Below are 20,501 nucleotides of genomic sequence, written 5' to 3' on the forward strand. Positions count from 1 at the left end.
CATACCTCTTGGTAAGCTACCTACCCATGAACCAGCCGATGCCGGAGACGGCCAACGATCAGGAGCGGGTGCGCCCACAACGGGACGTCTTCGCCGCTGACTGCCCGGTCCGGCCGATCTTCGGCGACATCACCAGCCGCTGGGCCACCTTGGTGATCACGGCGTTGACGGCCCGGCCGCACCGCTTCTCGCAGCTGGCCGCCCGCATCGGAGGCGTCAGCGAGAAGATGCTCGCCCAGACCCTGCGGGCCCTGACCCGGGACGGGCTCGTCAGCCGCACCGTGACCCCCACCGTGCCGATCCAGGTCACTTACGAACTGACCGACCTGGGAAGAGATTTGGCCCCGCGCCTCAAGGACCTCGTCACCTGGGTCGACCACCACACCAGCACCATTCAGGCTGCCCAGGCCACCTACGACGCCGACCCACCCATCCCGCCCGCGGTGGCGAACCACCGACGATAGGCCCGGTCTCCTTCGAGAAGCGCTTTGCGGCCACGAGATCGGGACTGTAAGACGTTCGGGTCTGTTCCGTAGTCGGTGGTGACGGCGAGTGCGCGCCTGTGATCATCGAGCGTGCATGATGCGAACACGCTTGTGGGAACGGTGTCTTCGGGCTTGTCCGCGTTGGTCATCGAGGATGTGGCGGACGGCGGCGAGATGGTCCGGGGTTCGGCCCGGACCCGGGATGTTCCCGTTCCCTGTCCGGCGCGCGGGGTGCTGACGGGGAGGGTCCATGGGTATCACGGCCGGACGGTGCGGGACGTGCCGGTCGATGGCCGGCAGGTCGTGGTCCGGGTGAGGATACGACAGCTGGTCTGCCCGGTTCGGGGTTGCGGTCGGCAGACCTTCCGAGAGCAGGTCCCGGGCTCCTGGAGCGCCATCAGCGCCGCACCGCGCGCCTGACCAGCCAGCTCTCCGAGGTGGTCAAGGAGTCGTGCGGCCGGGCCTCCGCCCGGCTCGCCCCATCGATGGCCGTGCCCGTGTCATACGCCTCCGCCTTGCGGCACACGGCAGTCGACGCCGCCCTCACCTTGCCGCACCATAACGGCGGCACCGAAGGCGTCAACTACAAAACCAAACTGATCAAGCGCCAGATGTACGGCCGCGCGAGTTTTCCCCTCCTCCGCCACCGCATCCTCCTGGGCTGACACATCCTCCGTCACCACCGACTACGGAACAGACCCGAACGTCTCACAGTCCCGTTACCGGAGAGTACCGGGTGGCGCGCACCGGCTTGAGGGTCGATCAGGTGACATCGCGGGTGTGCTTGACGCCAAGGCAGCGGCCACGGAGCAGCATGGTGACCTCATGCAGTCGTCTCATCATCGTTGGTGAACGGGAGGGAATGCCCGATGCGCGAGGGTCCGCTGGCTGGTCGCTATCCGGTAGTGGCGGCCATGGTGGTGCTCGCCCTGGTGCCGTACCTGGCCCTGTCGGCGGCGCTGGGTCCGCTCACCCCGCATATCGCCGAAGAACTGGGTATGAGCGTGCAGGCGATGAGCGTGACGACGGGCATGGCCAATGCCGGTTACGCGGTGGGGACGGTGCTGGCTGTGCAGTTCGCCCAGCATCTGCACCAGCGGCGGATGCTGATCGTCTACGGCACCCTGCTGGTGATCGGTTCGGTGCTCACCGCCGCGGCCGTCGACCCCTCGATGTTCATCGTCGGGCACCTCCTGCAGGGTCTGTGTACGAGTCTGCTGCTGATCGCCGCCGCGCCACCGCTGATCATCGGCTATCCGCCGGACAAGCTGCGCGGGACCGTGGTGATCCTGAACGTGTGCATCTTCGGGGCGGTCGCGCTCGGTCCGGTGCTCGGCGGCATCCAGGCGAACGCGCACGGCTGGCGGCCGCTGTTCTGGATCATCGCCGGCATCGCCTTCGCGGCGCTCGTACTGTCCTTGCTGACGTTCCAGGACACGCCGCCGGTGAATCCCGGGGCTCCGATCGACTATGTCGCGCTCGGGCTGGCGACACTGGGCTGCGCGGCCTCGTTCTTCGGCGCCTCGTGGCTGCTCACGCACCGTTTCCTCGATCCCACGGCGTGCGGGCCGCTGCTCGGGGGGCTGCTGCTGATCGTCGCCCTCCTCGTTCACGAGTACACGGCGAAGTATCCGCTGCTGTGCGTCCGGAGCCTGGCCAGCACACTCCCGGTCGCCGGCATCATCGCCGCGATCTGCGCGGCGGCCGCGTCGGTGTCGGCGATCTCGCTGACCCTGACCTCGCTCGCACCCCACCACAGCCCGCTGCACCTGGGGCTGCTCTACCTTCCCGAGTTCGGCGGCGCGGTGGTCACCGCGGCCGCCTTCAGCGTCATCTTCCGCACCCGCGCGCTGCACTACTACGTCCTTGTCGGCATGGGCTTCCTCATTGCGGGCATCGTGGCCATGAACGCCGCCGCCCCGCCCACTGCAGTGCTCACCGCTGTCGGCTCCGGACTGGTCGGCATCGGCGTCGGCGCCTCGGTCGTCCCGGCGCTGTTCATCGCCGGGTTCTCGCTGCGCTCCAACAACGTGCAGCGCGTGTTCGCGATCATCGAACTCGTCCGGGCGGTCGCGGCGTTCCTGATCGCTCCGATCCTGCTGTACATCGCCGCCACCGTCGGCCCCGACCTCGACGCGGGCACCAGGACAGCCCTGTGGATCTGCTTCGGCATCTCCGTCGCGGGCGCGGTGATCGGCGTCGCCCTGTACGTGGCCGGCGGGGTGCGCCACCCGCCCACGCCGGCGGTGGACGAGTGGATGGGCGGTCAGCAGCCAGGATGGAACTCCCCGCCGCTGTTCGCCCGGTTCCGGGAGGGCATCAACCCGGACGACTACTGCCCCTGACGGGTGCGCAGGTGGGTCGTTGATGTTGTCGTGGGAGGAGATCCGCACAGCAGTTCCTGGGCAAGGGGTCAGCAGCACAAGCGGGGAGTTGACCGTCCGGTTCCTGCTTGCCGCAGCTCAGCCGCCCGCTACGATCCCGGACATGCTCGGCTCCCGAGCTGCCGGAACGGATCACCGCCCGACGCCACTGGGCCGGCGCAGCTGGATCAGGTCCCAGCGGTCGCCGTACAGGTCCTGGAAGACGGCAACCGTGCCGTAGGGCTCCTGCCGGGGCGCTTCTTCGAAGACGACCCCGGCTGCCCGCATCCGCTCGTAGTCGTGCTCGAAGGCGTCGGTGTTCAGGAACCAGCCGACCCGGCCGCCGGTCTGGTCTCCGATGCGCGCCTCCTGCCCGCCGGTCACGGCCCTGGCCAGGAGCACCGCGGTCTCCCGCGCGCCCGGCGGAGCGACCACCACCCACCGTTTGCCCTCGTCGATCCGGGTGTCTTCCAGGAGCTCGAAGCCGACGATGTCCCGGTAGAAGGCGATGGCCTCGTCGTAGTCCCGCACGACAACGGTCACCAGTCCGAGATGAGTCATCAGGCGATCTTGCCTGCTGGCCATACGGACGCGCCAGCCCAACCCGGCAGCCCTTCCCGGTCAGAGCACCGGCTCCGTTACCGCCTTTCCCCGGGCAGGCCAATCCGTGGTCGTCCGCATCCTCTTGCCCACGCACACCTCCGCGAGAAGCTCACTGCCTTGACCTTCAGAAGAGGCCCGCGCGGGCACCGACGCCGGCGTGCCGCCCGCTCTTCTCCCCGCCCCGGCCCATCGGATGGGTCCCTAGGGCTCCGGGAGGAAGCGGGCCGGGTCGAAGTGGCTCAGGTCGGTGGCGGTCCCACCCCGGACGGCGAGTTCGGCCATCAGGTGTCCGATCGCCGGGGCCATCTTGAAGCCGCGGCCGGAGAACCCGGCGGCGACGACGACCTCCGGTGTGCCGGGCAGCGGGCCGAGGACGGGCTGTCCGTCGGGGGTGAAACCGTCCATGTAGACGTTGAGGCGGGTGGGGTGGGCGAGCAGCCCCGGGAAGTGCTCGGTGACCAGGTCCGGCAGGCCGCCGAGTTCGAAGGCGCAGAGCCTGCCGGTGGGCGACCCGTTCGGCGGCGACGTCGCTCTGGGGCCGATCATCGACGCCGGTCAGCGCGACAAGATCCACCGCCTGGTCACCGGAAGCGTCTCCCAGGGAGCCAGGCTCGCGGCGGGCGGCACCCACGAGGGCCTCTTCTACCGCCCGACGGTACTGGCGGACATGGCGCTGACGGCGCCGGCCTTCACCGAAGAGGTCTTCGGCCCGGTTGCGCCGGTCACACGCGTCAGGTCGGTGGAGGACGCGGTCAGGATCGCGGCGGACAGCGAGTACGGGCTGTCGCTCGGCATCGTGACCAGGGACGTGATGCGCGGTCTGGCGGTGGCCGAGCAGATCCCCACCGGGATCGTGCACATCAACGACCAGACGGTGAACGACGAGGCGGTGGCGCCGTTCGGCGGGGTGAAGGCATCGGGTACGGGCTCCCGTTTCGGCGGTGCGACCGCGAACATCGAGGCATTCACAGAGACCCGCTGGATCACCATGCGCGGTAGTGCCGCTCGCTACCCCTTCTGACCGGGTGTCCCGGCCACCCGGCGCAGCCCGCCGCCGGGTACGTCGAACCGGCCCGGGACGAAGACGACGCCGGCCAGGTCCGCCTGTGCCGGCGTCGACTTCCGTTCGGTGGGAGGTCCGGCCGCGGGGCGCGGTCAGTGCAGTTCGATGTCGAGGCGTGCGCGCAGTTCGTCGACGGTCAGCCCGTAGGTCCTGAGCACGTGGACGCCGTCGGGGCGCAGGTCGAAGGTGGCGACCTCGGTGTAGACCCTGCTGACGCAGGCGACGCCGGTGAGCGGGTAGGTGCAGCGCGGGACCAGCTTGGGTGCGCCGGACTTCGTGAAGAGCGTCATCATCACGTAGACGTCCTTCGCCCCGATGGCGAGGTCCATCGCTCCGCCCACGGCGGGGATGTCGTCGGGCTTGCCGGTGTGCCAGTTGGCCAGGTCGCCTCGTTCGGAGACCTGGTAGGCGCCGAGCACGCAGACGTCCAGGTGGCCGCCGCGCATCATGGCGAAGGAGTCGGCGTGGTGGAAGTACGCGGCACCGGGCAGTTCGGTGACGGGGACCTTGCCGGCGTTGGTGAGGTCCGGATCGATCAGGTCGCCCTCGGCCTTGGGCCCCATGCCGAGCATGCCGTTCTCGGTGTGGAGGACCACGCCGAGGTCCGCGGGCAGGTGGTCGGCGATCCGGGTCGGCTGGCCGATTCCGAGGTTGACGAAAGCCCCGGCGGGGATGTCCCGGGCGATCACGGCGGCCAGTTCGTCCACGCCGAGCGGTCGGTCCGCGGCCACCGGTACGCCGCCTGTGGTGGACGGGCCGGTCGCGGCGGTGGCGTCGGTGCTCATCGTGCCCCCTGGACGGTGTAGTGGCGGGACGGCACCGGGACGATGCGGTCGACGTAGAGGGACGGTGTGACGACGGCTTCCGGGTCGAGGCCGCCGAGCGGGACGACCTCGTCGACCTGGACGACCGTGGTCGCGGCGGCGGTCGCCATGACGGGTCCGAAGTTGCGGGCGGTCTTGCGGTAGACGAGGTTGCCCACCGGGTCTGCGCGGTGGGCGGCGATCAGGGCGTAGTCGCCCTTGATCGGGTATTCCAGGAGGTAGTCGCGTCCGTCGATGGTGCGGGTCTCCTTGCCCTCGGCGAGCGGGGTTCCGACCGCCGTCGGGCAGTAGAACGCGCCGATCCCGGCGCCGGCGGCGCGCATCCGCTCGGCGAGGTTGCCCTGGGGCACGACCTCCAGCTCGACCTTGCCCTCGCGGTAGAGAGCGTCGAAGACGTAGGAGTCGGTCTGCCGCGGAAAGGAGCACAGGACCTTGCGGACCCGCCCCGCCGCCAGCAGGGCCGCCAGGCCCACGTCGCCGTTGCCGGCGTTGTTGGAGACGATCGTCAGGTCCTTGGCGCCCTGCCGTATGAGGGCGTCGATGAGGTCGAACGGCATGCCGGCCAGGCCGAAGCCCCCGACGAGCACGGTCGAGCCGTCCTCGATCCCGGCGACGGCCTCGTCGGTCGATTCCAGCACGACGGCGCGGCTCACTTCGACACCTCCGGGTTCTCCAGGACGACGGCCAGCCCCTGGCCGACTCCGATGCAGATCGCTGCCACGCCGTACCGCTCGCCGCGCTCCTCCAGGACCGCGGCCAGCGTCGCGAGGACCCGGCCGCCGGAGGCGCCCAGCGGGTGCCCGATCGCGAGGGCCCCGCCGCGCTGGTTGACGACGCCGGGGTCGCGCAGGCCGTCCTTCAGCCAGGCGTCGACGCAGGCCAGTGACTGGACGGCGAATGCCTCGTTGAGCTCGACGGCTCCCACCTGGTCCCAGGTGATCCCGGCGCGGGCGAGCGCCCGGCCGGCTGCCTCGACCGGCGCGTAGCCGAAGTCCTGCGGGTCCAGCGCGGCCGCGCCCCTGCCGGCGATCCGGGCGAGCGGGTCGCGGCCGACGGCCGCTGCCGCCGCCTCGCTGCCCAGCAGCACCGCGGAGGCGCCGTCGGAGAGCGGGGAGGCATTGCCCGGGGTGATGGTGCCGTCGGGCCGGAACGAGGGTTTGAGGGCGGCGAGCTTCTCGGTGGTCGAGTCCGGCCGGATGCCCTCGTCGCGGAGGAGGCCGGCGACCGGGGTGACGAGTGTGTCGTAGAAGCCGTCCTGCCACGCCTGGTGCGCGAGCCGGTGGGAGCGGACGGCGAACTCGTCCTGGCGCTCGCGGGAGATGCCGAAGCGCTCCCGGAGCTGCTCGTTGCACTCCCCCAGCGGGACCGTCCACTCCTTGGGCATCCGCGGGTTGACCAGCCGCCAGCCCAGCGTCGTCGACACGGCGGTGACGTCGCCCGCCGGGAAGGCGCGTGACGGTTTGGGCAGCACCCACGGAGCCCTGGTCATCGACTCGGCCCCGCCGGCGAGGACGACCGCGGCGTCGCCGGTCTCGATCGCCCGGGAGCCGATCATCGCGGCGTCCAGACCCGAGCCGCAGAGCCGGTTGACGGTCGTGGCGGGCACGCTCGTCGGCAGCCCCGCCAGCAGCGCGGCCATCCGGCCGATGTTGCGGTTGTCCTCGCCGGCGCCGTTGGCGTTGCCCCAGACGACCTCGTCGATCGCGGTGGGGGCCAGCGACGGCGCCTGCGCGAGCACCGCGTTGACGGCGGTGGCGGACAGGTCGTCGGGCCGTTCGTCGGACAGGGCGCCGTTGTACCTGCCGAAGGGCGTGCGGACGGCGGCGTAGAGGAATGCGCTGCTCATGGCTCGACGCTAGACGCCCACGCCGATATCCGGAAGTATCAGTTCCGTCGTTGATTGAGATGCTGAGGATATGAATCTACGCCAGCTCCGGTATTTCGCCGCGGTCGCGGAAGAACGCCACTTCGGGCGCGCGGCCGCCCGGCTCCACATGGCCCAGCCGCCGCTGTCCCAGGCGATCCGGCAACTCGAGGGCGAGCTCGGGGTCGAGCTCTTCCACCGCACCACCCGCCGGGTGGACCTCACGGACGCCGGCCGCGCCTACCTCGACCGGGTGCGGGCGGTCCTCGCCGGGATCGACGAGGCCGCCGACCACGCCCGCCGGGTCGCCGCCGGCGTGGTCGGCCACCTCACACTCGGCTGCGTGGGCTCGGCCACGTACAGCCTGCTGCCGACGCTGTCGCGCCACCTCACCGCCGAACTGCCGGGCATCGACTTCGCCTTCCGCGGCGAGATGCTCGTGCCGGACCAGGTGGGGGCGCTGCACAGCGGCGCGATCGATGTGGCCCTGTTGCGTCCGCCCGGCGCCGATCCCGCGCTGTCGGTCCATGTCCTGCGCAAGGAGCGCCTGGTGGCGGCGCTCCCCGCCGAGCACGCGCTCGCCGCCGAGTCCCGGGTGCGGGCCGCCGACCTCGCCGGCGCCGACCTGATCGTGCACCTGGCGGACCGGCACTCGGTGATGCACGACGTCGTGCTCGACCTCCTGCGGGCCGCCGGCGTCGAGCCCTGCATCCGGCACGAGGTCGGGGAGACGTCCACCCTCGTCACCCTCGTCGCCGGCGGCCTGGGGGTCGCGGTCGTGCCCGAGCCGGTCACGGCACTCGCTCTCAGCGGTGTGGTCTACCGGCCCCTCGCGGGATCGGCGTCGATCGAACTGGCCGTCGCGCACCGTGCGGACCGCCGAGAGCCGCACCTGGCCCGGGCGGTGGAGGTCATCCGCGGTCTGTTCTGAACCCCCCGGCGGGCGTCAGCCCTCGGCCAGGACCCGTGCGGCGACACCGAATGCGGTGTTGGCCGCCGGCACCCCGACATAGACCGCCGACTGCAGCAGCACCTCGACGATCTCCTCCCGGGAGAGCCCGTTGGTGAGCGCGGCCCGCAGGTGGAACTCCAGTTCCTCGAAGTGGCGTCCGGCCACCAGCGCGGTCAGCACGGCGATCGAGCGGTCCCGCCGGGCCAGGCCCGGGCGCGTCCAGACCGACCCCCACGCGTACCGCGTGATGAACTCCTGGAAGTCCCGGGTCACGTCACCGGTCCGCTCGATCGCGCGATCGACGTGGGCGTCTCCGAGGACCGCGCGGCGCACTTTCATGCCGGCCTCGTGCACGGGGTCGCGGGCCGGTACGCGGACGAAGAAGTCGGTGAGCAGGTCGGCGACCGTGCGCGGCGCCTCGGCCGGGGCGAGGTGGGCCACGCCGTCGAGTTCCACGAACCGCCCGCCGGGTACGGCCGCCGTCTCCTCCCGGAGCACCGCGGCCGGGGTCGCGGCGTCGTGGCTGCCTCCCAGGGCGAGGACCGGCACGCCGATCGCGGACAGCCGGCCGCGGATGTCGAACGCGGCCAGGGCCTCGCAGACGAGGGCGTAGCTTTCCCGGTCGGCGTCCTGGAGCGAGCGCAGCAGGGCCGTGGCGGCTTCGGGTTCGCGCTCCAGAAACCCCGGGGCGAACCAGCGCTTGGCGGACATCTCCACCACGGCCGGTGTGCCCATGGAGCGCACCCGCGCCGCCCGCTCGTGCCACGACCGGTCGCTGCCGATCCGCGCACCGGTGCACAGCACCGCGGCTCCCGTCAGCCGGTCCGGTGCGTCGAGGGCGAGTTGCAGTCCGACCGCGCCGCCGACCGAGTCGCCGGCGTAGCCGAAGGTGACCGCGCCCAGCGTACGGTCGACGGCCTCGACCACCCCGGCGGCCAGATCGGCGATGGTGAAGGGGTCCTGCACGGGTGTGCCGCTGCCGTGCCCGGGCAGTTCCCAGCCGACGACGTGGAACCGCTCGCCGAGATGGGCGGCGGCACGGCTCCACAGCGCGGTGACCGAGGTGCCGAGCGACGGCCCCACCACGAGGGTGGGGCGCCCCTCGGCGCCTGCCAGCTGGACGAGGGAGAGCTTCACGGGAGGTCCTTCCACAGGCGGCGGGCGCGCCTGAGTGCTGCGTCGGTGAGGGCGTCGGCCGCGCCGAGGTAGGGGCCCTGACCGCCGCCCATGCTGCGCTGCTCGGCGGTCAGCTGGGAGGCTGCCTGGCCGGCCCGCGCGGTCATCCGGTCCGCGTCGACCACGAGACCCTCCACCAGGGCGGCGGCTTGCGAGGCGGCCACGACGGTGCGCCGTGCCAGGAGCCGCAGGGTGTCCCACTCGGCGTGCCAGGCGCCGTCCGGCCGCTCGTCGACGTAGCAACCGGCGGCGGTGTGCAGGGTCGCGGCCAGACCGGGCGCCGCCAGGGCGTGCCGGCGCAGCAGGACGGACAGCACCGGGTTGCTCTTGCCGGGCATGGTCGAGGAGCCGCCGCCGTCGGCCTCGCGCAGTTCGCCCAGCTCCGGGCGGGACAGCAGGGCCACGTCCCCGGCGATCCGGCCCCAGGCATCCGCGCAGGCCACGAGCGCGTCGGCGTGCTCCGTCAGGACGGAGCGCTCGGTGTGCCACGGCGCCGACACCGGCAGACCCAGCCGACCGGCGGTGTCCTCGACCAGCCGCAGTGCCCCGTCGGGGCCGTCGGCGAGGGCGTCCGGCGCGGCCAGGGTGCCGGCGGCGCCCCCGAGCTGCGCGGGCAGCGGGGCGCACCTGGTGAGCCGGTCGGCGGCCGCGGTCACCCCGTTCAGCCAGGTGGCGGCCTTCAGCCCGAAGGTGATCGGCACGGCGTACTGCGTCAGGGTGCGCCCGGCCATGACGGTCCCGCGATGGGCGCGGACCAGTCCGGCGAGTGCGGCGGCCTGGCGGGACAGCGCCCCTTCGACGGCGCGCACGGCGTCGCGCAGGCACAGCACGAGGGCGGTGTCGAGCACGTCCTGCGACGTCAGGCCCCGGTGGACGTCGCGCGATTGCCGGCGCAGCGCCGACACCAGGGGGATGACCGGGTTGCCGCCCGACTCCGCGCCGGCCGCGACGACGTCGGCGTCCGGCGCGACCAGGGACACCGGCGCCGCGAGTCCGGCGCCGGCCAGCGCGTCCAGCCAGGCCTGCTCGACACGGACCATGGCGGCGAGGAACGCGGCGTCGGTGAAGATGTCGCCGGCTCGCTCGCCGCCCGGCCACAACAGATCAGCCATGGGTCAGGAAGACCGTCTCGCGCTCGCCCTGGAGGTGGATGTCGAACCGCAGTCCGTCGGGTTCCTTCACGGCGACCAGGGAATCACGTTCTCCGGCCGGCAGCGACGACAGCAGCGGATCGGCCGCGTTGGCGGGGTGGCCGGGCAGGTAGGCGCGGGTGAAGAGGCGGTCGAGCAGCCCGCGGGCGAAGACGGTGACCGCGAAGAACGGGGCCCTGCCCTCGTCGGTGGCGCCGGGCAGCACCGTGGAGAACGAGTAGTGGCCGGTCCGGTCGGCCTCGCACCGGCCCCAGCCGGTGAAGGTCCAGCCGTCGCGGTGCAGCGAGCCCGGCTCCCGCGGGACGTTGCCTCGCGCGTCGGGCTGCCAGATCTCCACGAGCGCCTCCCGGATCGGCTCACCGGCGCCGTCGAAGAGGGTGCCGTGCAGCCGGATCGCGTCGGCGCGGCCGGCGGGCACGAGTTCGCTGTCGCCGTCGTAGGGGAGCGCGTAGCCGAAGAAGGGGCCGACCGTCTGTCCGGGGGTGATCACTGCGCAGCCTCCTCGGGCTCCATCAGGGTGCGGCCGCTGCCGGTGAGGACGACGTCCCAGCGGTAGCCGGTGCTGAACTCGGGCACCGTCAGGTCGTGGTCGTAGGTGGCCACGAGCGCGTCGCGCGCCTTCTGGTCGGTGATCGACTGGTAGATCGGGTCGAGCGCGAAGAGCGGATCACCGGGGAAGTACATCTGGGTCACGAGCCTCTGGGTGAACGCGTTCCCGAAGATCGAGAAGTGGATGTGCGCGGGCCGCCAGGCGTTGCGGTGGTTGCCCCACGGATACGGTCCCGGCTTGATGGTCAGGAAGCGGTAGGACCCGTCCGCTCCGGTGAGGCAGCGGCCGACGCCGGTGAAGTTGGGATCGAGCGGCGCCGGGTGCTGCTCGTGCTTGTGGATGTAGCGGCCGGCGGCGTTGGCCTGCCAGATCTCGACGAGCTGGCCGGCGACCGGCCGCCCGTCGCCGTCGACGATCCGGCCGGACACCGTCATCCGCTCGCCGATCGGCTCGCCGGAGAAGTCCGGCTCGGGCCCGCGGCCGGCCCCGATGGTGAGGTCGGCCTCCAGCGCGTGCACGTCGCGGTGGCCGAAGCAGGGAGCCCAGCGCTCGATCGTCTCGGGGTCGGCGTGCCGGGGGTTCTTGGTCGGGTGGCGCAGGACGCTGGAACGGTACGGCGGATAGTCGATCCGCGGCTGCGGCACGGCGTCCTGGCCGGGGGCCGCTGCTATCTCGGCGATCTCGGCCGAGATCTGCGCTTGGGTGGTGAAGCTCATAGCCGTCACCCTGGCGCCGCCGCGGTGTCCGCATCCACTCTGGACTTCCACTGAGCGGAAGGAGGCCCCGATGTCGACGCCTTCCGTCACCGCGCGCGTCTTCGCGCTCCTGGGGGCCTTCGGCGAGCGCCACCGGACCCTGCGGCTGACCGACATCGCGACCCGGTCCGGCCTGCCGCTGAGCACCACGCACCGGCTGGCCGCGGAACTGGTGGCGTGCGGAGCCCTGCGCCGTCTCGACACCGGCGCGTACGTCGTCGGCCGGCGGCTGTGGGACCTCGGCATGCTCGCCCCGGTCCAGACCGGTCTGCGCGAGGCCGCCTCGCCGTTCCTGCACGACCTCTACGGGGCGACCCTGGAGACCGTGCACCTGGCGGTCCGCGACGGGACCGAGGTGCTGTACGTCGACCGGCTCGCGGGCCACGCGTCGGTCCCGATCGTGAGCACCATCGGCTCGCGCCTGCCCCTGTACTGCACCGGGGTCGGCAAGGTCCTGCTCGCGTACGGGCCCGCCGAGGTGCGGCAGGCGGTCCTGGGCGAGCGGCTGCGCCGGTTCACGCCGTACACGGTGACGGCGCCGGCGCGGCTGCGGCAGCAGCTCGACCGGGTGCGCGCCGACGGCTTCGCCACGACCGTCGAGGAGATGTCGCCGGGCGCCTGCTCGGTCGCCGTACCGGTCGTTGTCGCCGACCGCGTCGTCGCCTCCGTCGGCTTCGTCGTGCCCGACCTGCGGCGCACCCGCCCGCGGCTGGTGGCGGCCCTGCGTGTCGCCGCCCGGGGAATCGCCCGCAGCCTCGCCTGACGACGCCGCAGCACCCTGAGTCGGGGGCCTCGCGCGGCGGTGCCTGCGTTCGGGACCCAGCGCGGCGCGGCCGGCGAGCGCTCCGAGGCGTGCGGCTGGTCCGGCGTTTCCCGTCTCCCACCGCAACGGCTGTTCCGCCGTGCCGGCGCACGGATCGTCGTCCTCCTGCTCCAGCTCGCCGGCGGTCCGTCGCCGGCGGGGTTTCGGTCACGCCGGCGGTGTCGGGTCCGTGGTCGTGTGGAGGCCGTTCAGGAGCATGTCGAGGCCGGTGACGAACTGGTCGCGGTCGTCGTGGCCGCGCAGGTCCTCCACGGCGCCGGCCAGGAAGGGGTACTCGTCGGGGTCGAGGCTGCTCCAGCGCTCGCCGGCCCGGGCGAGGAAGTCCTCCCGGCTGGTGACCGCGCCGACGGTGACGGCCGGTGCGATGATGCGGGCGCCGACTCCGGTGACGTAGTAGAAGATCACCGTGGAGACGGCGAACTGCCGCTCCGCGGGCAGCCCGGTGCGCGCGACGAGCGTGCCGATGCGATCGAGCAGGCGCAGCCCGTGGTGCAGGGCGGTGGGCGCGGTGAGGTGGGAGGCGGCCCACGGGTGCCGGTCGAGGCCGTCGAAGACGGCGATGCCCAGCGCGCGCAGCGCGGAGCCGGCGCCTTCCGCGGGGAGCTGAGCCGCGGCCATGGCGTGGCCGAGCACCTGGTCGGCGGCCAGCGCCACGAGCTCGTCCTTGTTCGCCACGTGCCAGTACAGAGCGCCGGTGCCGGTCTGCAGCCGTTCGGCCAGCAGCCGGAAGGTGAGCCCTCGCTCGCCGAGCTCGTCCAGCAGGGTGATCGCCGCGCCGACGACGACCTCCTGTGAGAGGGCGTCGGCGCGCCCTCCGGCGGGTGCTCTTCCTCGTGTCCGTGGCATGACCTCATTTTGACACGCCTAGAACGGCGTTCCATAATCATTATGGAACACCGATCCATAATGGCTCGGTGCAGCACAGTGCCGCCCGTGCGGAAAAGAGGAAGCCCATGAACACCGCCCACCCCCCGATCGCCATCGTCGGCGCCGGCCTCGGCGGCCTGACCCTCGCCCGGGTACTGCACGTCCACGGCATCCCCGCGACCGTCTACGAGGCCGACCCCTCCGCCGCATCCCGCACGCAGGGCGGCCAGCTCGACATCCACGAGGAGGACGGGCAACGCGCGTTGGCCGACGCCGGCCTCACCGAGGAGTTCCGCTCGGTCATCCACGAGGGCGCCGAGGCGATGCGCATCCTCGACCAGCACGGCAAGGTGCTCTTCGACCAGCCGGACGACGGCACGGGACGGCGCCCCGAACTGCTCCGCGGAGACCTGCGCCGCATCCTGCTCGACTCCCTCCCCGACCAGACGGTCCAATGGGGACGCAAGGTCACCGGCGTCCGGCCGCTGGGCGAGGGCCGGCACGAGCTGGCGTTCGCGGACGGCACGACCGTGACCAGCGCTCTGCTGGTCGGCGCCGACGGCGCCTGGTCGAAGGTCCGCCCGCTGCTGTCGGACGCCGAACCGAGCTACACCGGCACCACCTTCATCGAGACCTACCTCCACGACGCCGACGAGCGGCACGCCGCGACGGCCGAGGCGGTCGGAGCCGGCGCGATGTGCGCGCTGGCACCGGGTACGGGAATCGCCGCGCACCGCGAGGCGGGGAACGTCCTGCACACCTACGTCGAGCTGAACCGATCCGCCGAGTGGGTCGCCGGCATCGACTTCACCGACGCCGCCACCGCCACCGCCCGCGTCGCGGCCGAGTTCGACGGATGGGCACCCGAACTCACCGCACTGATCACCGACGGCGAGACCGCGCCGGTCGCGCGCATGATCCACACGCTCCCCGACGGACACCGGTGGGAACGCGTCCCCGGCGTGACGCTCCTGGGCGACGCCGCACACCTGATGCCGCCGTCCGGCGACGGCGCGAACCTGGCGATGTTCGACGGCGCCGAACTCGGCAAGGCCGTCGCCGCCCACCCCGACGACATCCACGCGGCTCTCACCGCCTACGAAGAGGCCCTGTTCGCCCGCACCGAACCCTTCTACGCTCAGGCACACGCCATGCTGGACCTTCTGCTCGGCGACCGCGCACCGTTCGGCTTCGTCGAACTGTTCACCGCCGCCGAGCAGACCCAGTGACCTCCGCACCCGGGTGCTCGGGGGGTGGCGAAGACGTCCCGGCCGCTGAAGGATTTGAAGGAGCCGCTCGGGGTGCCGGAGATGCTGGACGCCTTCAAGCTGCGGCTGGACGGGAAAGCGGCTCTCGGAGCGACGGCGACGCCGCAAGCGCAAGACCTTCGTCGCGGCCTTGAACTACGCCGTGCACCGCTGGACTTCGCAGAGAAGCCGGTGAGCACGGTGAAGTGGGAGAACCCAAGGTGGCCGCCGAGGCCCACCCGCGCGCGGTGGCGCCCCTTGCAAGCTCCTCGGCTCTCATCCGGCTTGAGTTGGAGATGTCCACCACCACGGCGCCTGCGAGGTCGCCGTCGAGCTCCCGGACGGGAGGCGACTTCGCGCTGCTGACCGCGGTCGGCTTCCGCTCCCCCACCGCCCTGGTACGCCGATCACCGGCCATCCCCGCGGACCGGTCCCGGAGCGGCACGATGTCAGCCCGGTCATCGGGCAGGGACGGGAGCCATGGGCGCGCCGCACCAGGGCGCTCGCCGGGCTGCTCGCCGAAGGCCGCGACACACTCCCGCGGCGCCCCTCCCCTGCCGGCAGGGCCACGGCGCCCGCTCCTGGCGGCGGGGCGGGCGGGACGTATCCGATCAACTGGGTCGACTCGTCAGAGCGACGCTCCCTCACCAGTCGGGGAACCGAACTCGACGGACTCATCGCCGAGTTCGTCGACCAGGGCCAGGCCCTTCTCGGCCCAGGCGATCTCGGCATCCGCGCGCTCGGCCAGACCCTGGTAGACGTGCACCTTGTAGCGGACGATGGCCTGGTGCCGCCCTGGAGGGGCCTGGTCCAGCCGGGCCCGCAGGAGATCGCTCTCGTGCCGTTCCAGGCGGCGCGCCTCCTGCCGCCAGTACTCGCCCATCCGCGCGTAGTGGTCACGGTGCAGACGGAAGTGGCGCCGGGCGCCCTCCGGGTCGGTGTACTCCAGGTACGTGGTACGCAGCAGGCCGGAGTCGCGCAGGGCGGGGGGCTCCTCGGGGGCGCCGACCCAGGCCGCCAGCTCGTCGCGCCCGGCGCCGGTCAGCCCGTAGGCGCGCTTGACCGCGCGGGCCTCCGGGCCGCCGCGCGGCTGCTCCTCCGCGGTGACCAGGCCGTCCGCCTCCATCTTGCGCAGCTCGGTGTAGACCTGCGGATGGGTGGCGTGCCAGACGCGATGCGCGGAGGCGTCGAAGAGCCGGGCCAGTTCGTAACCGGTCCTCGGCCCCGAATCGAGCAGGCCCAGCAGTGCGTGGCGCAGCGACACTCCGACTCCATCTCCCGCGGCCTTCTGTACGTAAGGCGTTACGTAAGCGTTGACATAAACATTGGGGCACGCCTAGCGTACGCGGCACCCACCGCTCCTTCAATGAGGAGGGACATCCCCATGGCAGCTCCGAATACTGTCAACGGCCGGTTGGCCGTGGGCACGCTGACCTATCTCGGCTTCGCCCTGCAACTGGTGCAGGTCGGCCTGATCCCGCTGCTGCCGTCGATCGGCCGCTCGCTGCACGCCTCGGCCACGGCGACCTCCTGGGTCCTCACCTCGGGTCTGCTGTCCGGCGCGATCTTCCTGGCGGTGCTGTCCCGGCTGGCCGACATCATCGGCAAGAAGACCGCGATCCTGATCGCCATGGCCCTGGTCGTCGTCGGCTGCACCCTGTGCACGTTCGCGGAGAACCTGCCGCTGCTGATCACCGGCCGCGTGCTGATCGGCGCCCAACTGCCCATGCTCGCCCTGCCCGAGGCGGTTGCCGGCGACACCCTGCCGCCCGCCCGCGCGCACACCGCGATCAGCGCGATCCACGTCGGCACCGGCCTCGGCATCTCCGGCGGCCTGCTGCTGGGCGCGCTGACCGGCCGGCAGGAGAACGGCTGGCACGTCTACTTCGCCGTCGGCGCGGTGGCCGGGCTGATCGGCCTGGTGGCCACCGCCCTCACCGTCCGGGACTCGCCGCTGCGCGCCGCCGGCCGCCTCGACGTGCCGGGTGCGCTGCTCCTCGCGGTCGCGCTGGGCGCGTTCCTGCTGGGCCTGAGCGAGGGCCCCACCTGGGGCTGGTCCTCGGCGGCGGTACTCGCCCTGCTGGTGGGCGGCGTCGCGGTCGGCGCGGTCTGGTGGCGCTACGAACGCTCCACGCGCACACCGCTGATCGACGTCGGCTATCTGACCAGACCGGCTGTGGCGCTCCCCTACCTGATGACCTTCCTGATCGCGGTGGGCATCTACGGCTCGCTGTCGGCCGTCACCCGCCTCGCCCAGACCCCGTCCGCCACCGGTTTCGGCTACGGCTGGAGCGCGCTGGCCGCCGGCTGGTTCGCCCTGCCGCAGGCCCTCGGCAGCGTCGCCGGCATCGTGGTGCTGCGCCGGCTGCGTCCGCGCGGACTGGTGCTGACCGCGGCGGTGGGCTTCGCCGCCATCTGCGTCGGATTCCTCGGCTTCGCCGCGGGCCACGCGGTGCCGCTGGTCGAACTGGTCGCACTCGGCTTCGACGCCATGGGGCTCGCGGTCACCCTGGCCGCCACCCAACTCCTGGTGCTGCGCGCGGTGGCGCCCGCGGAGTCCGGCGTGGCCCTGGGCCTGTCCGTCGTGATGTACGCGGTCGGCAACTCGGCCGGCAGCGCCATCGCCGGCGTCCTGTTCACCTCGCTCACCACCCCCGCCGGGCTGCCCGCCCTCGCGTCCTACCTGACCGGATTCGCCGTCTGCGGGGCCTGCGCCCTGCTCGCGCTGCTGCTGTGCGTGCCCCTGGCCCGCCGCACCGGCGCGCCCCGCACCGGCCCCACCATGGAGGTGTCCTACCCGTGACCCACCGACTCCGCCTCTCCTTCGCCTGCGGCGACTACGACCGGATGCGCGCCCTTCAGGACGGCCGGGTGCGGCCGGAAGGCATCGACCTCACCTTCCTTCCGCTCGGCGTCGAGGAGACCTTCTACCGCCAGCTGCGCCACCGCGAGTTCGACGTCAGCGAACTCAGCCTCTCCAGCTACGCGATGACGCTCGATCGGGACGACCCGCCGTTCGTGGCGCTGCCGGTCTTCCCGTCCCGCTTCTTCCGCCACCAGTCCATCTACGTCAACTCCCGCAGCGGTATCGAGTCTCCGGCCGACCTGGTCGGCAAGCGGGTGGGCATCCCCGAGTACCAGATGACCGCGGCCGTGTGGCAACGCGGGATCATGGCCGAGGAGTACGGCGTCCCGGTCGAGTCGGTGCACTACTTCACCGGCGGGATCGAGCAGCCGGGCCGGCCGGAGAAGCTCCCGCTCGACCTGCCGGACTCGGTCCGGATCACCCCGCTCGGAGCCGGCCAGACGCTGTCCCGGATGCTGGCGGACGGCGAGATCGACGCGATCTACAGCGCCAGCCAGCCGTCGTGCATGGGCCGCGAGCCCCATATCCGCCACCTCTTCGAGGACTTCGCGGCCGAGGAGCGCGCCTACTACGCCCGCACCGGGATCTTCCCCATCATGCACGTCGTGGCCGTACGCCGGGAGATCGCCGAGCGGCACCCCTGGGTGGCCCGCTCCCTGACCAAGGCGTTCGAGGAGTCGCTGGACATCGCCTACGCGGACCTGCGCTACCGCAGCGCCCTGAAGGTCATGCTGCCGTGGCTGCAGGAGCACCTCGCCGCCACCGTGGAAGCCCTCGGGGAGGGCTGGTGGGACTACGGCCTGGAGCGCAACCGCAAGGCACTGGAGACCTTCGCCCGCTACCAGCACGAGCAGCACCTGGTGAAACACCGGCGCACCGCGGAGGAACTGGTGCTCGCCGCCGCCTCCGACACCTTCGTCCTGTAGCCGCCCGGCTTGGCGGTCCCGACCTGCGGCGAGCGGCGCCCGCCCGCGCCGCACCGCTCGCCGGCAGGCGACCTCCGCCGAAATGATGCGTACACGCCACCCCGTCGCGAACTACTTCTTCAACCAGTACGACACCTCCCTCCAGCCCACCATGTCCGGCGCCGGCGTGGCCGCCTTCGGGCCGGTGGCCCGCCTCGACAAGGCCGCGTACGAGCGGACCTACCCCTGCCGGATCACGGGGACCGGGGCCGCGCGCAGGCCGGTCGGACGGCGGCGGCTGCCCGCCACGTACGGTGGCTCGGGCACCAAACGCAACAGCAAGTCACCGAAGCCCAGGACTGACCGAGGCGGAGGGCCTCGGGGAGAAAGTCCTGCAGTTCTGCAAGGGAAGGCCCATGACCACCGCAGCACCCGATACCGCGCCCGATACCGTAGCCCTCGGCTGCCGCATCCTCGCCTTCCGGGGCCTGGCCGCCGACATCCTCGGCCACATCTCCGTACGCACCGGCGACGGCGACGGCCTCCACGTCCGCTGCCGCGGCCCGCGGGAACGCGGTCTGCTCTTCACCGAGCCGGGGGACGTCCACCCGGTGGCGCTGTCCGGGGAACCGGAAGTGCCCGAGGGCTACCGGGTGCCCAACGAACTGCCCATCCACCGTGAGGTCCTGCGGGCACGGCCGGACGTGTCCGCGGTCGTCCACGTGCATCCGCCCCACGTGGTCGCCGCAGACCTTGCGGGCCTCCCGCTGCGTCCGATCGTCGGCGCCTACGACATCCCCGCCATGCGGATGGCCCTGGACGGTATCCCGGTCTACCCGCGCGGTGTGCTGGTCACGCGGCCGGAACTCGGGCGGGAGGTGGCCGAGGCGCTCGGAGACCGACCGGTGGCGATCCTGCGCGGCCACGGAATCGTCGCCACCGGGACCAGCGTCGAGCAGGCGGTGGTCCGCGCGTTGGCCGTGGAGACCCTGGCGGTGATGACGCTCCGCAGTGCCGCCGGCCCGCGGCTGCCCGAGGTGCTGCCTCCCGAGGACATCGCCGAACTGCCCGACCTGGGCTCCGCGTTCTTCGACACCCTGGTCTGGAACAGCCACCTCGCCGCCCTCGATCACGCAGGGCTGTCCTTGAGCCGCGAGCCGGACACCGGCAGGGGTTAGGTCTTCGCCGTGCGCGTCCCGGTGGTCGCGCGTTCAGTCGGCCGAGTCGACCGGAAGAATCAGGATACGCGCAGCTCAGCGCGCATGTCGACGCGATGGCCCGCTGCGCCGACGCCGCTGACCTGCCCGCCGACTGCTACCCGCGGCGGCTACCACCGGGAGGCTACGGCGCCAGCAGCGGGAGCAGGACCTCGTCGACCACGGCCCTGACCTCCTCGTCCGGGACGGAACCGCGGTCGATCGACTCGGCCACGATCAGCCGCGGGCCCACCGAGGCGGTGCGGACGGTGGCCCGCTCCGGGGCGGCCTGGCCACGGTCGACGGCGGCGCGGATGCAGTCCAGCAGCAGTGCCCGGTGCGGAAGCACGACCTGGTCCATGATCCGGGCGAACAGCTCGGGGTGGCGCGGGCGCTGGGTCAGCAGGGGCCGCAGCGCCCGCCCGCGCGGCTCGTCCAGCACCCGGGCGAACCTGGTGAGCAGGAACAGCAGGTCGCCGCGCAGGGTGCCGGTGTCCGGCGCCGTGAGCCGGCCGAGTCCCGCGTCCTCGTCCTTCAGCGCGTCCAGGACGAGTTCCGCGGTGGTGCTCCAGCGGCGGTACAGCACGGACTTCCCGGTGCCGGCCCGCGGCGCGATCTTCTCGAAGCTCAGCTCCTCGAAGCTGCTCGCGGCCAGCTCCTCCAGCGTCGCCCGGTAGATCGCCCGGGTCAGCTCCGCGCCGCGCCGGCGGGTTCCCGGGGCCCTGCCGCCGGCCGGCGGCGGCGGGGTGGGGGCTGCTGGAGAGGCGGTCACCCTCCCCGTTATAGCCCCTGACCTCTGCGCGCGTCGATC

At 72.3% G+C, this 20,501-nt stretch carries 21 protein-coding genes and 2 pseudogenes; 11 read left to right on the forward strand and 12 right to left on the reverse strand.

Annotated features, from left to right (window positions below; all coding sequences use genetic code 11):
• Window positions 1-26: 26 nt before the first annotated feature.
• The 4 genes and pseudogenes from AC3ERT_RS17080 to AC3ERT_RS17095 all read left to right on the forward strand — a co-directional run bounded on the left by AC3ERT_RS17080 (window position 27) and on the right by AC3ERT_RS17095 (window position 2,830).
• Entirely contained in the window at window positions 27-464 is a 438-nt protein-coding gene (locus AC3ERT_RS17080; RefSeq protein WP_435175145.1) for a winged helix-turn-helix transcriptional regulator, read from the forward strand.
• A gap of 111 nt (window positions 465-575) precedes the next feature.
• A pseudogene (locus AC3ERT_RS17085) lies at window positions 576-1,006 on the forward strand (transposase family protein); the annotation flags it as partial.
• The gene (locus tag AC3ERT_RS17090) at window positions 983-1,150 is read left to right on the forward strand and encodes a transposase (RefSeq protein WP_435175293.1); all 168 of its coding nucleotides are present in this window, start codon (window positions 983-985) and stop codon (window positions 1,148-1,150) included. The pseudogene AC3ERT_RS17085 and the gene AC3ERT_RS17090, both read left to right, overlap by 24 nt.
• Before the next feature lie 204 nt (window positions 1,151-1,354).
• A complete protein-coding gene (locus AC3ERT_RS17095; protein ID WP_435127092.1) occupies window positions 1,355-2,830 on the forward strand; it encodes an MFS transporter in 1,476 nt (491 codons plus the stop codon).
• A gap of 171 nt (window positions 2,831-3,001) precedes the next feature.
• Here the strand turns inward: AC3ERT_RS17095 and AC3ERT_RS17100 are convergent, their stop codons facing one another.
• On the reverse strand, window positions 3,002-3,409 hold the full coding sequence (locus tag AC3ERT_RS17100) for a VOC family protein (RefSeq protein ID WP_435175147.1): 408 nt from the start codon (window positions 3,407-3,409) through the stop codon (window positions 3,002-3,004).
• Between the two features lie 243 nt (window positions 3,410-3,652).
• Complete coding sequence (locus AC3ERT_RS17105) at window positions 3,653-3,997, reverse strand: FAD-dependent oxidoreductase (protein WP_435175149.1); 345 nt, start codon at window positions 3,995-3,997, stop codon at window positions 3,653-3,655.
• Between AC3ERT_RS17105 and AC3ERT_RS17110 the strand changes: the two are divergent.
• A pseudogene (locus AC3ERT_RS17110) lies at window positions 3,930-4,472 on the forward strand (aldehyde dehydrogenase family protein); the annotation flags it as partial. The gene AC3ERT_RS17105 and the pseudogene AC3ERT_RS17110 sit on opposite strands and share 68 nt — an antisense overlap.
• A 134-nt stretch (window positions 4,473-4,606) precedes the next feature.
• Here AC3ERT_RS17110 and AC3ERT_RS17115 read toward each other — a convergent pair.
• From AC3ERT_RS17115 to AC3ERT_RS17125, 3 genes are read right to left on the reverse strand one after another with little or no spacing between them, the layout of a single operon-like run.
• Window positions 4,607-5,299, reverse strand: coding sequence for a 3-oxoacid CoA-transferase subunit B (locus tag AC3ERT_RS17115; protein WP_435175151.1), 693 nt, complete (start codon window positions 5,297-5,299; stop codon window positions 4,607-4,609).
• Window positions 5,296-5,991: a 3-oxoacid CoA-transferase subunit A gene (locus AC3ERT_RS17120; RefSeq protein ID WP_335972399.1), complete on the reverse strand. Its 696-nt coding sequence runs from the start codon at window positions 5,989-5,991 to the stop codon at window positions 5,296-5,298. The genes AC3ERT_RS17115 and AC3ERT_RS17120 overlap by 4 nt, the downstream gene beginning before the upstream one ends.
• Complete coding sequence (locus AC3ERT_RS17125) at window positions 5,988-7,184, reverse strand: thiolase family protein (RefSeq protein ID WP_435175153.1); 1,197 nt, start codon at window positions 7,182-7,184, stop codon at window positions 5,988-5,990. The genes AC3ERT_RS17120 and AC3ERT_RS17125 overlap by 4 nt, the downstream gene beginning before the upstream one ends.
• A 70-nt stretch (window positions 7,185-7,254) precedes the next feature.
• On the opposite strand from AC3ERT_RS17125, the gene AC3ERT_RS17130 reads away from it, so the two are divergent.
• Window positions 7,255-8,133 carry a LysR substrate-binding domain-containing protein gene (locus tag AC3ERT_RS17130; RefSeq protein ID WP_435175155.1) on the forward strand — a complete coding sequence of 293 codons (879 nt, stop codon included), beginning with the start codon at window positions 7,255-7,257 and terminating at the stop codon, window positions 8,131-8,133.
• A 15-nt stretch (window positions 8,134-8,148) separates the two neighbouring features.
• On the opposite strand, the gene pcaDC is transcribed toward AC3ERT_RS17130, so the two are convergent.
• From pcaDC to pcaH, 4 genes are read right to left on the reverse strand one after another with little or no spacing between them, the layout of a single operon-like run.
• The gene (gene pcaDC, locus AC3ERT_RS17135) at window positions 8,149-9,291 is read right to left on the reverse strand and encodes a bifunctional 3-oxoadipate enol-lactonase/4-carboxymuconolactone decarboxylase PcaDC (RefSeq protein ID WP_435175157.1); all 1,143 of its coding nucleotides are present in this window, start codon (window positions 9,289-9,291) and stop codon (window positions 8,149-8,151) included.
• Entirely contained in the window at window positions 9,288-10,442 is a 1,155-nt protein-coding gene (locus tag AC3ERT_RS17140; RefSeq protein WP_435175159.1) for a lyase family protein, read from the reverse strand. The genes pcaDC and AC3ERT_RS17140 overlap by 4 nt, the downstream gene beginning before the upstream one ends.
• Complete coding sequence (gene pcaG / locus AC3ERT_RS17145) at window positions 10,435-10,971, reverse strand: protocatechuate 3,4-dioxygenase subunit alpha (protein ID WP_435175161.1); 537 nt, start codon at window positions 10,969-10,971, stop codon at window positions 10,435-10,437. The genes AC3ERT_RS17140 and pcaG overlap by 8 nt, the downstream gene beginning before the upstream one ends.
• Complete coding sequence (pcaH, locus tag AC3ERT_RS17150; RefSeq protein WP_335972405.1) at window positions 10,968-11,747, reverse strand: protocatechuate 3,4-dioxygenase subunit beta; 780 nt, start codon at window positions 11,745-11,747, stop codon at window positions 10,968-10,970. Before pcaH ends, pcaG begins: the two co-directional genes overlap by 4 nt.
• A gap of 70 nt (window positions 11,748-11,817) precedes the next feature.
• Here pcaH and AC3ERT_RS17155 point away from each other — a divergent pair, with 70 nt between their 5' ends.
• Window positions 11,818-12,549, forward strand: a complete 732-nt coding sequence (locus AC3ERT_RS17155) for an IclR family transcriptional regulator (RefSeq protein ID WP_435175163.1) — start codon at window positions 11,818-11,820, stop codon at window positions 12,547-12,549.
• A gap of 207 nt (window positions 12,550-12,756) precedes the next feature.
• On the opposite strand, the gene AC3ERT_RS17160 is transcribed toward AC3ERT_RS17155, so the two are convergent.
• Window positions 12,757-13,455 (reverse strand): TetR/AcrR family transcriptional regulator C-terminal domain-containing protein, encoded by a 699-nt coding sequence (locus AC3ERT_RS17160; protein WP_335972407.1) that lies wholly within the window; start codon window positions 13,453-13,455, stop codon window positions 12,757-12,759.
• A gap of 107 nt (window positions 13,456-13,562) precedes the next feature.
• On the opposite strand from AC3ERT_RS17160, the gene AC3ERT_RS17165 reads away from it, so the two are divergent.
• The gene (locus tag AC3ERT_RS17165) at window positions 13,563-14,705 is read left to right on the forward strand and encodes an FAD-dependent oxidoreductase (protein WP_435175166.1); all 1,143 of its coding nucleotides are present in this window, start codon (window positions 13,563-13,565) and stop codon (window positions 14,703-14,705) included.
• A 646-nt stretch (window positions 14,706-15,351) separates the two neighbouring features.
• Here AC3ERT_RS17165 and AC3ERT_RS17170 read toward each other — a convergent pair.
• On the reverse strand, window positions 15,352-15,987 hold the full coding sequence (locus AC3ERT_RS17170; protein WP_435175168.1) for a PadR family transcriptional regulator: 636 nt from the start codon (window positions 15,985-15,987) through the stop codon (window positions 15,352-15,354).
• A gap of 120 nt (window positions 15,988-16,107) precedes the next feature.
• On the opposite strand from AC3ERT_RS17170, the gene AC3ERT_RS17175 reads away from it, so the two are divergent.
• The 3 genes from AC3ERT_RS17175 to phtC all read left to right on the forward strand — a co-directional run bounded on the left by AC3ERT_RS17175 (window position 16,108) and on the right by phtC (window position 19,672).
• On the forward strand, window positions 16,108-17,526 hold the full coding sequence (locus tag AC3ERT_RS17175; RefSeq protein ID WP_335972410.1) for an MFS transporter: 1,419 nt from the start codon (window positions 16,108-16,110) through the stop codon (window positions 17,524-17,526).
• Window positions 17,523-18,515, forward strand: coding sequence for an ABC transporter substrate-binding protein (locus AC3ERT_RS17180; protein WP_335972411.1), 993 nt, complete (start codon window positions 17,523-17,525; stop codon window positions 18,513-18,515). Before AC3ERT_RS17175 ends, AC3ERT_RS17180 begins: the two co-directional genes overlap by 4 nt.
• A 395-nt stretch (window positions 18,516-18,910) precedes the next feature.
• Complete coding sequence (phtC, locus tag AC3ERT_RS17185; RefSeq protein ID WP_435127063.1) at window positions 18,911-19,672, forward strand: 3,4-dihydroxyphthalate decarboxylase; 762 nt, start codon at window positions 18,911-18,913, stop codon at window positions 19,670-19,672.
• 163 nt (window positions 19,673-19,835) lie between these two features.
• Here phtC and AC3ERT_RS17190 read toward each other — a convergent pair whose 3' ends face one another.
• The gene (locus tag AC3ERT_RS17190) at window positions 19,836-20,462 is read right to left on the reverse strand and encodes a TetR/AcrR family transcriptional regulator (RefSeq protein ID WP_435175170.1); all 627 of its coding nucleotides are present in this window, start codon (window positions 20,460-20,462) and stop codon (window positions 19,836-19,838) included.
• Window positions 20,463-20,501: the final 39 nt, after the last annotated feature.

It is taken from the genome of Actinacidiphila sp. bgisy145 (assembly GCF_057708125.1).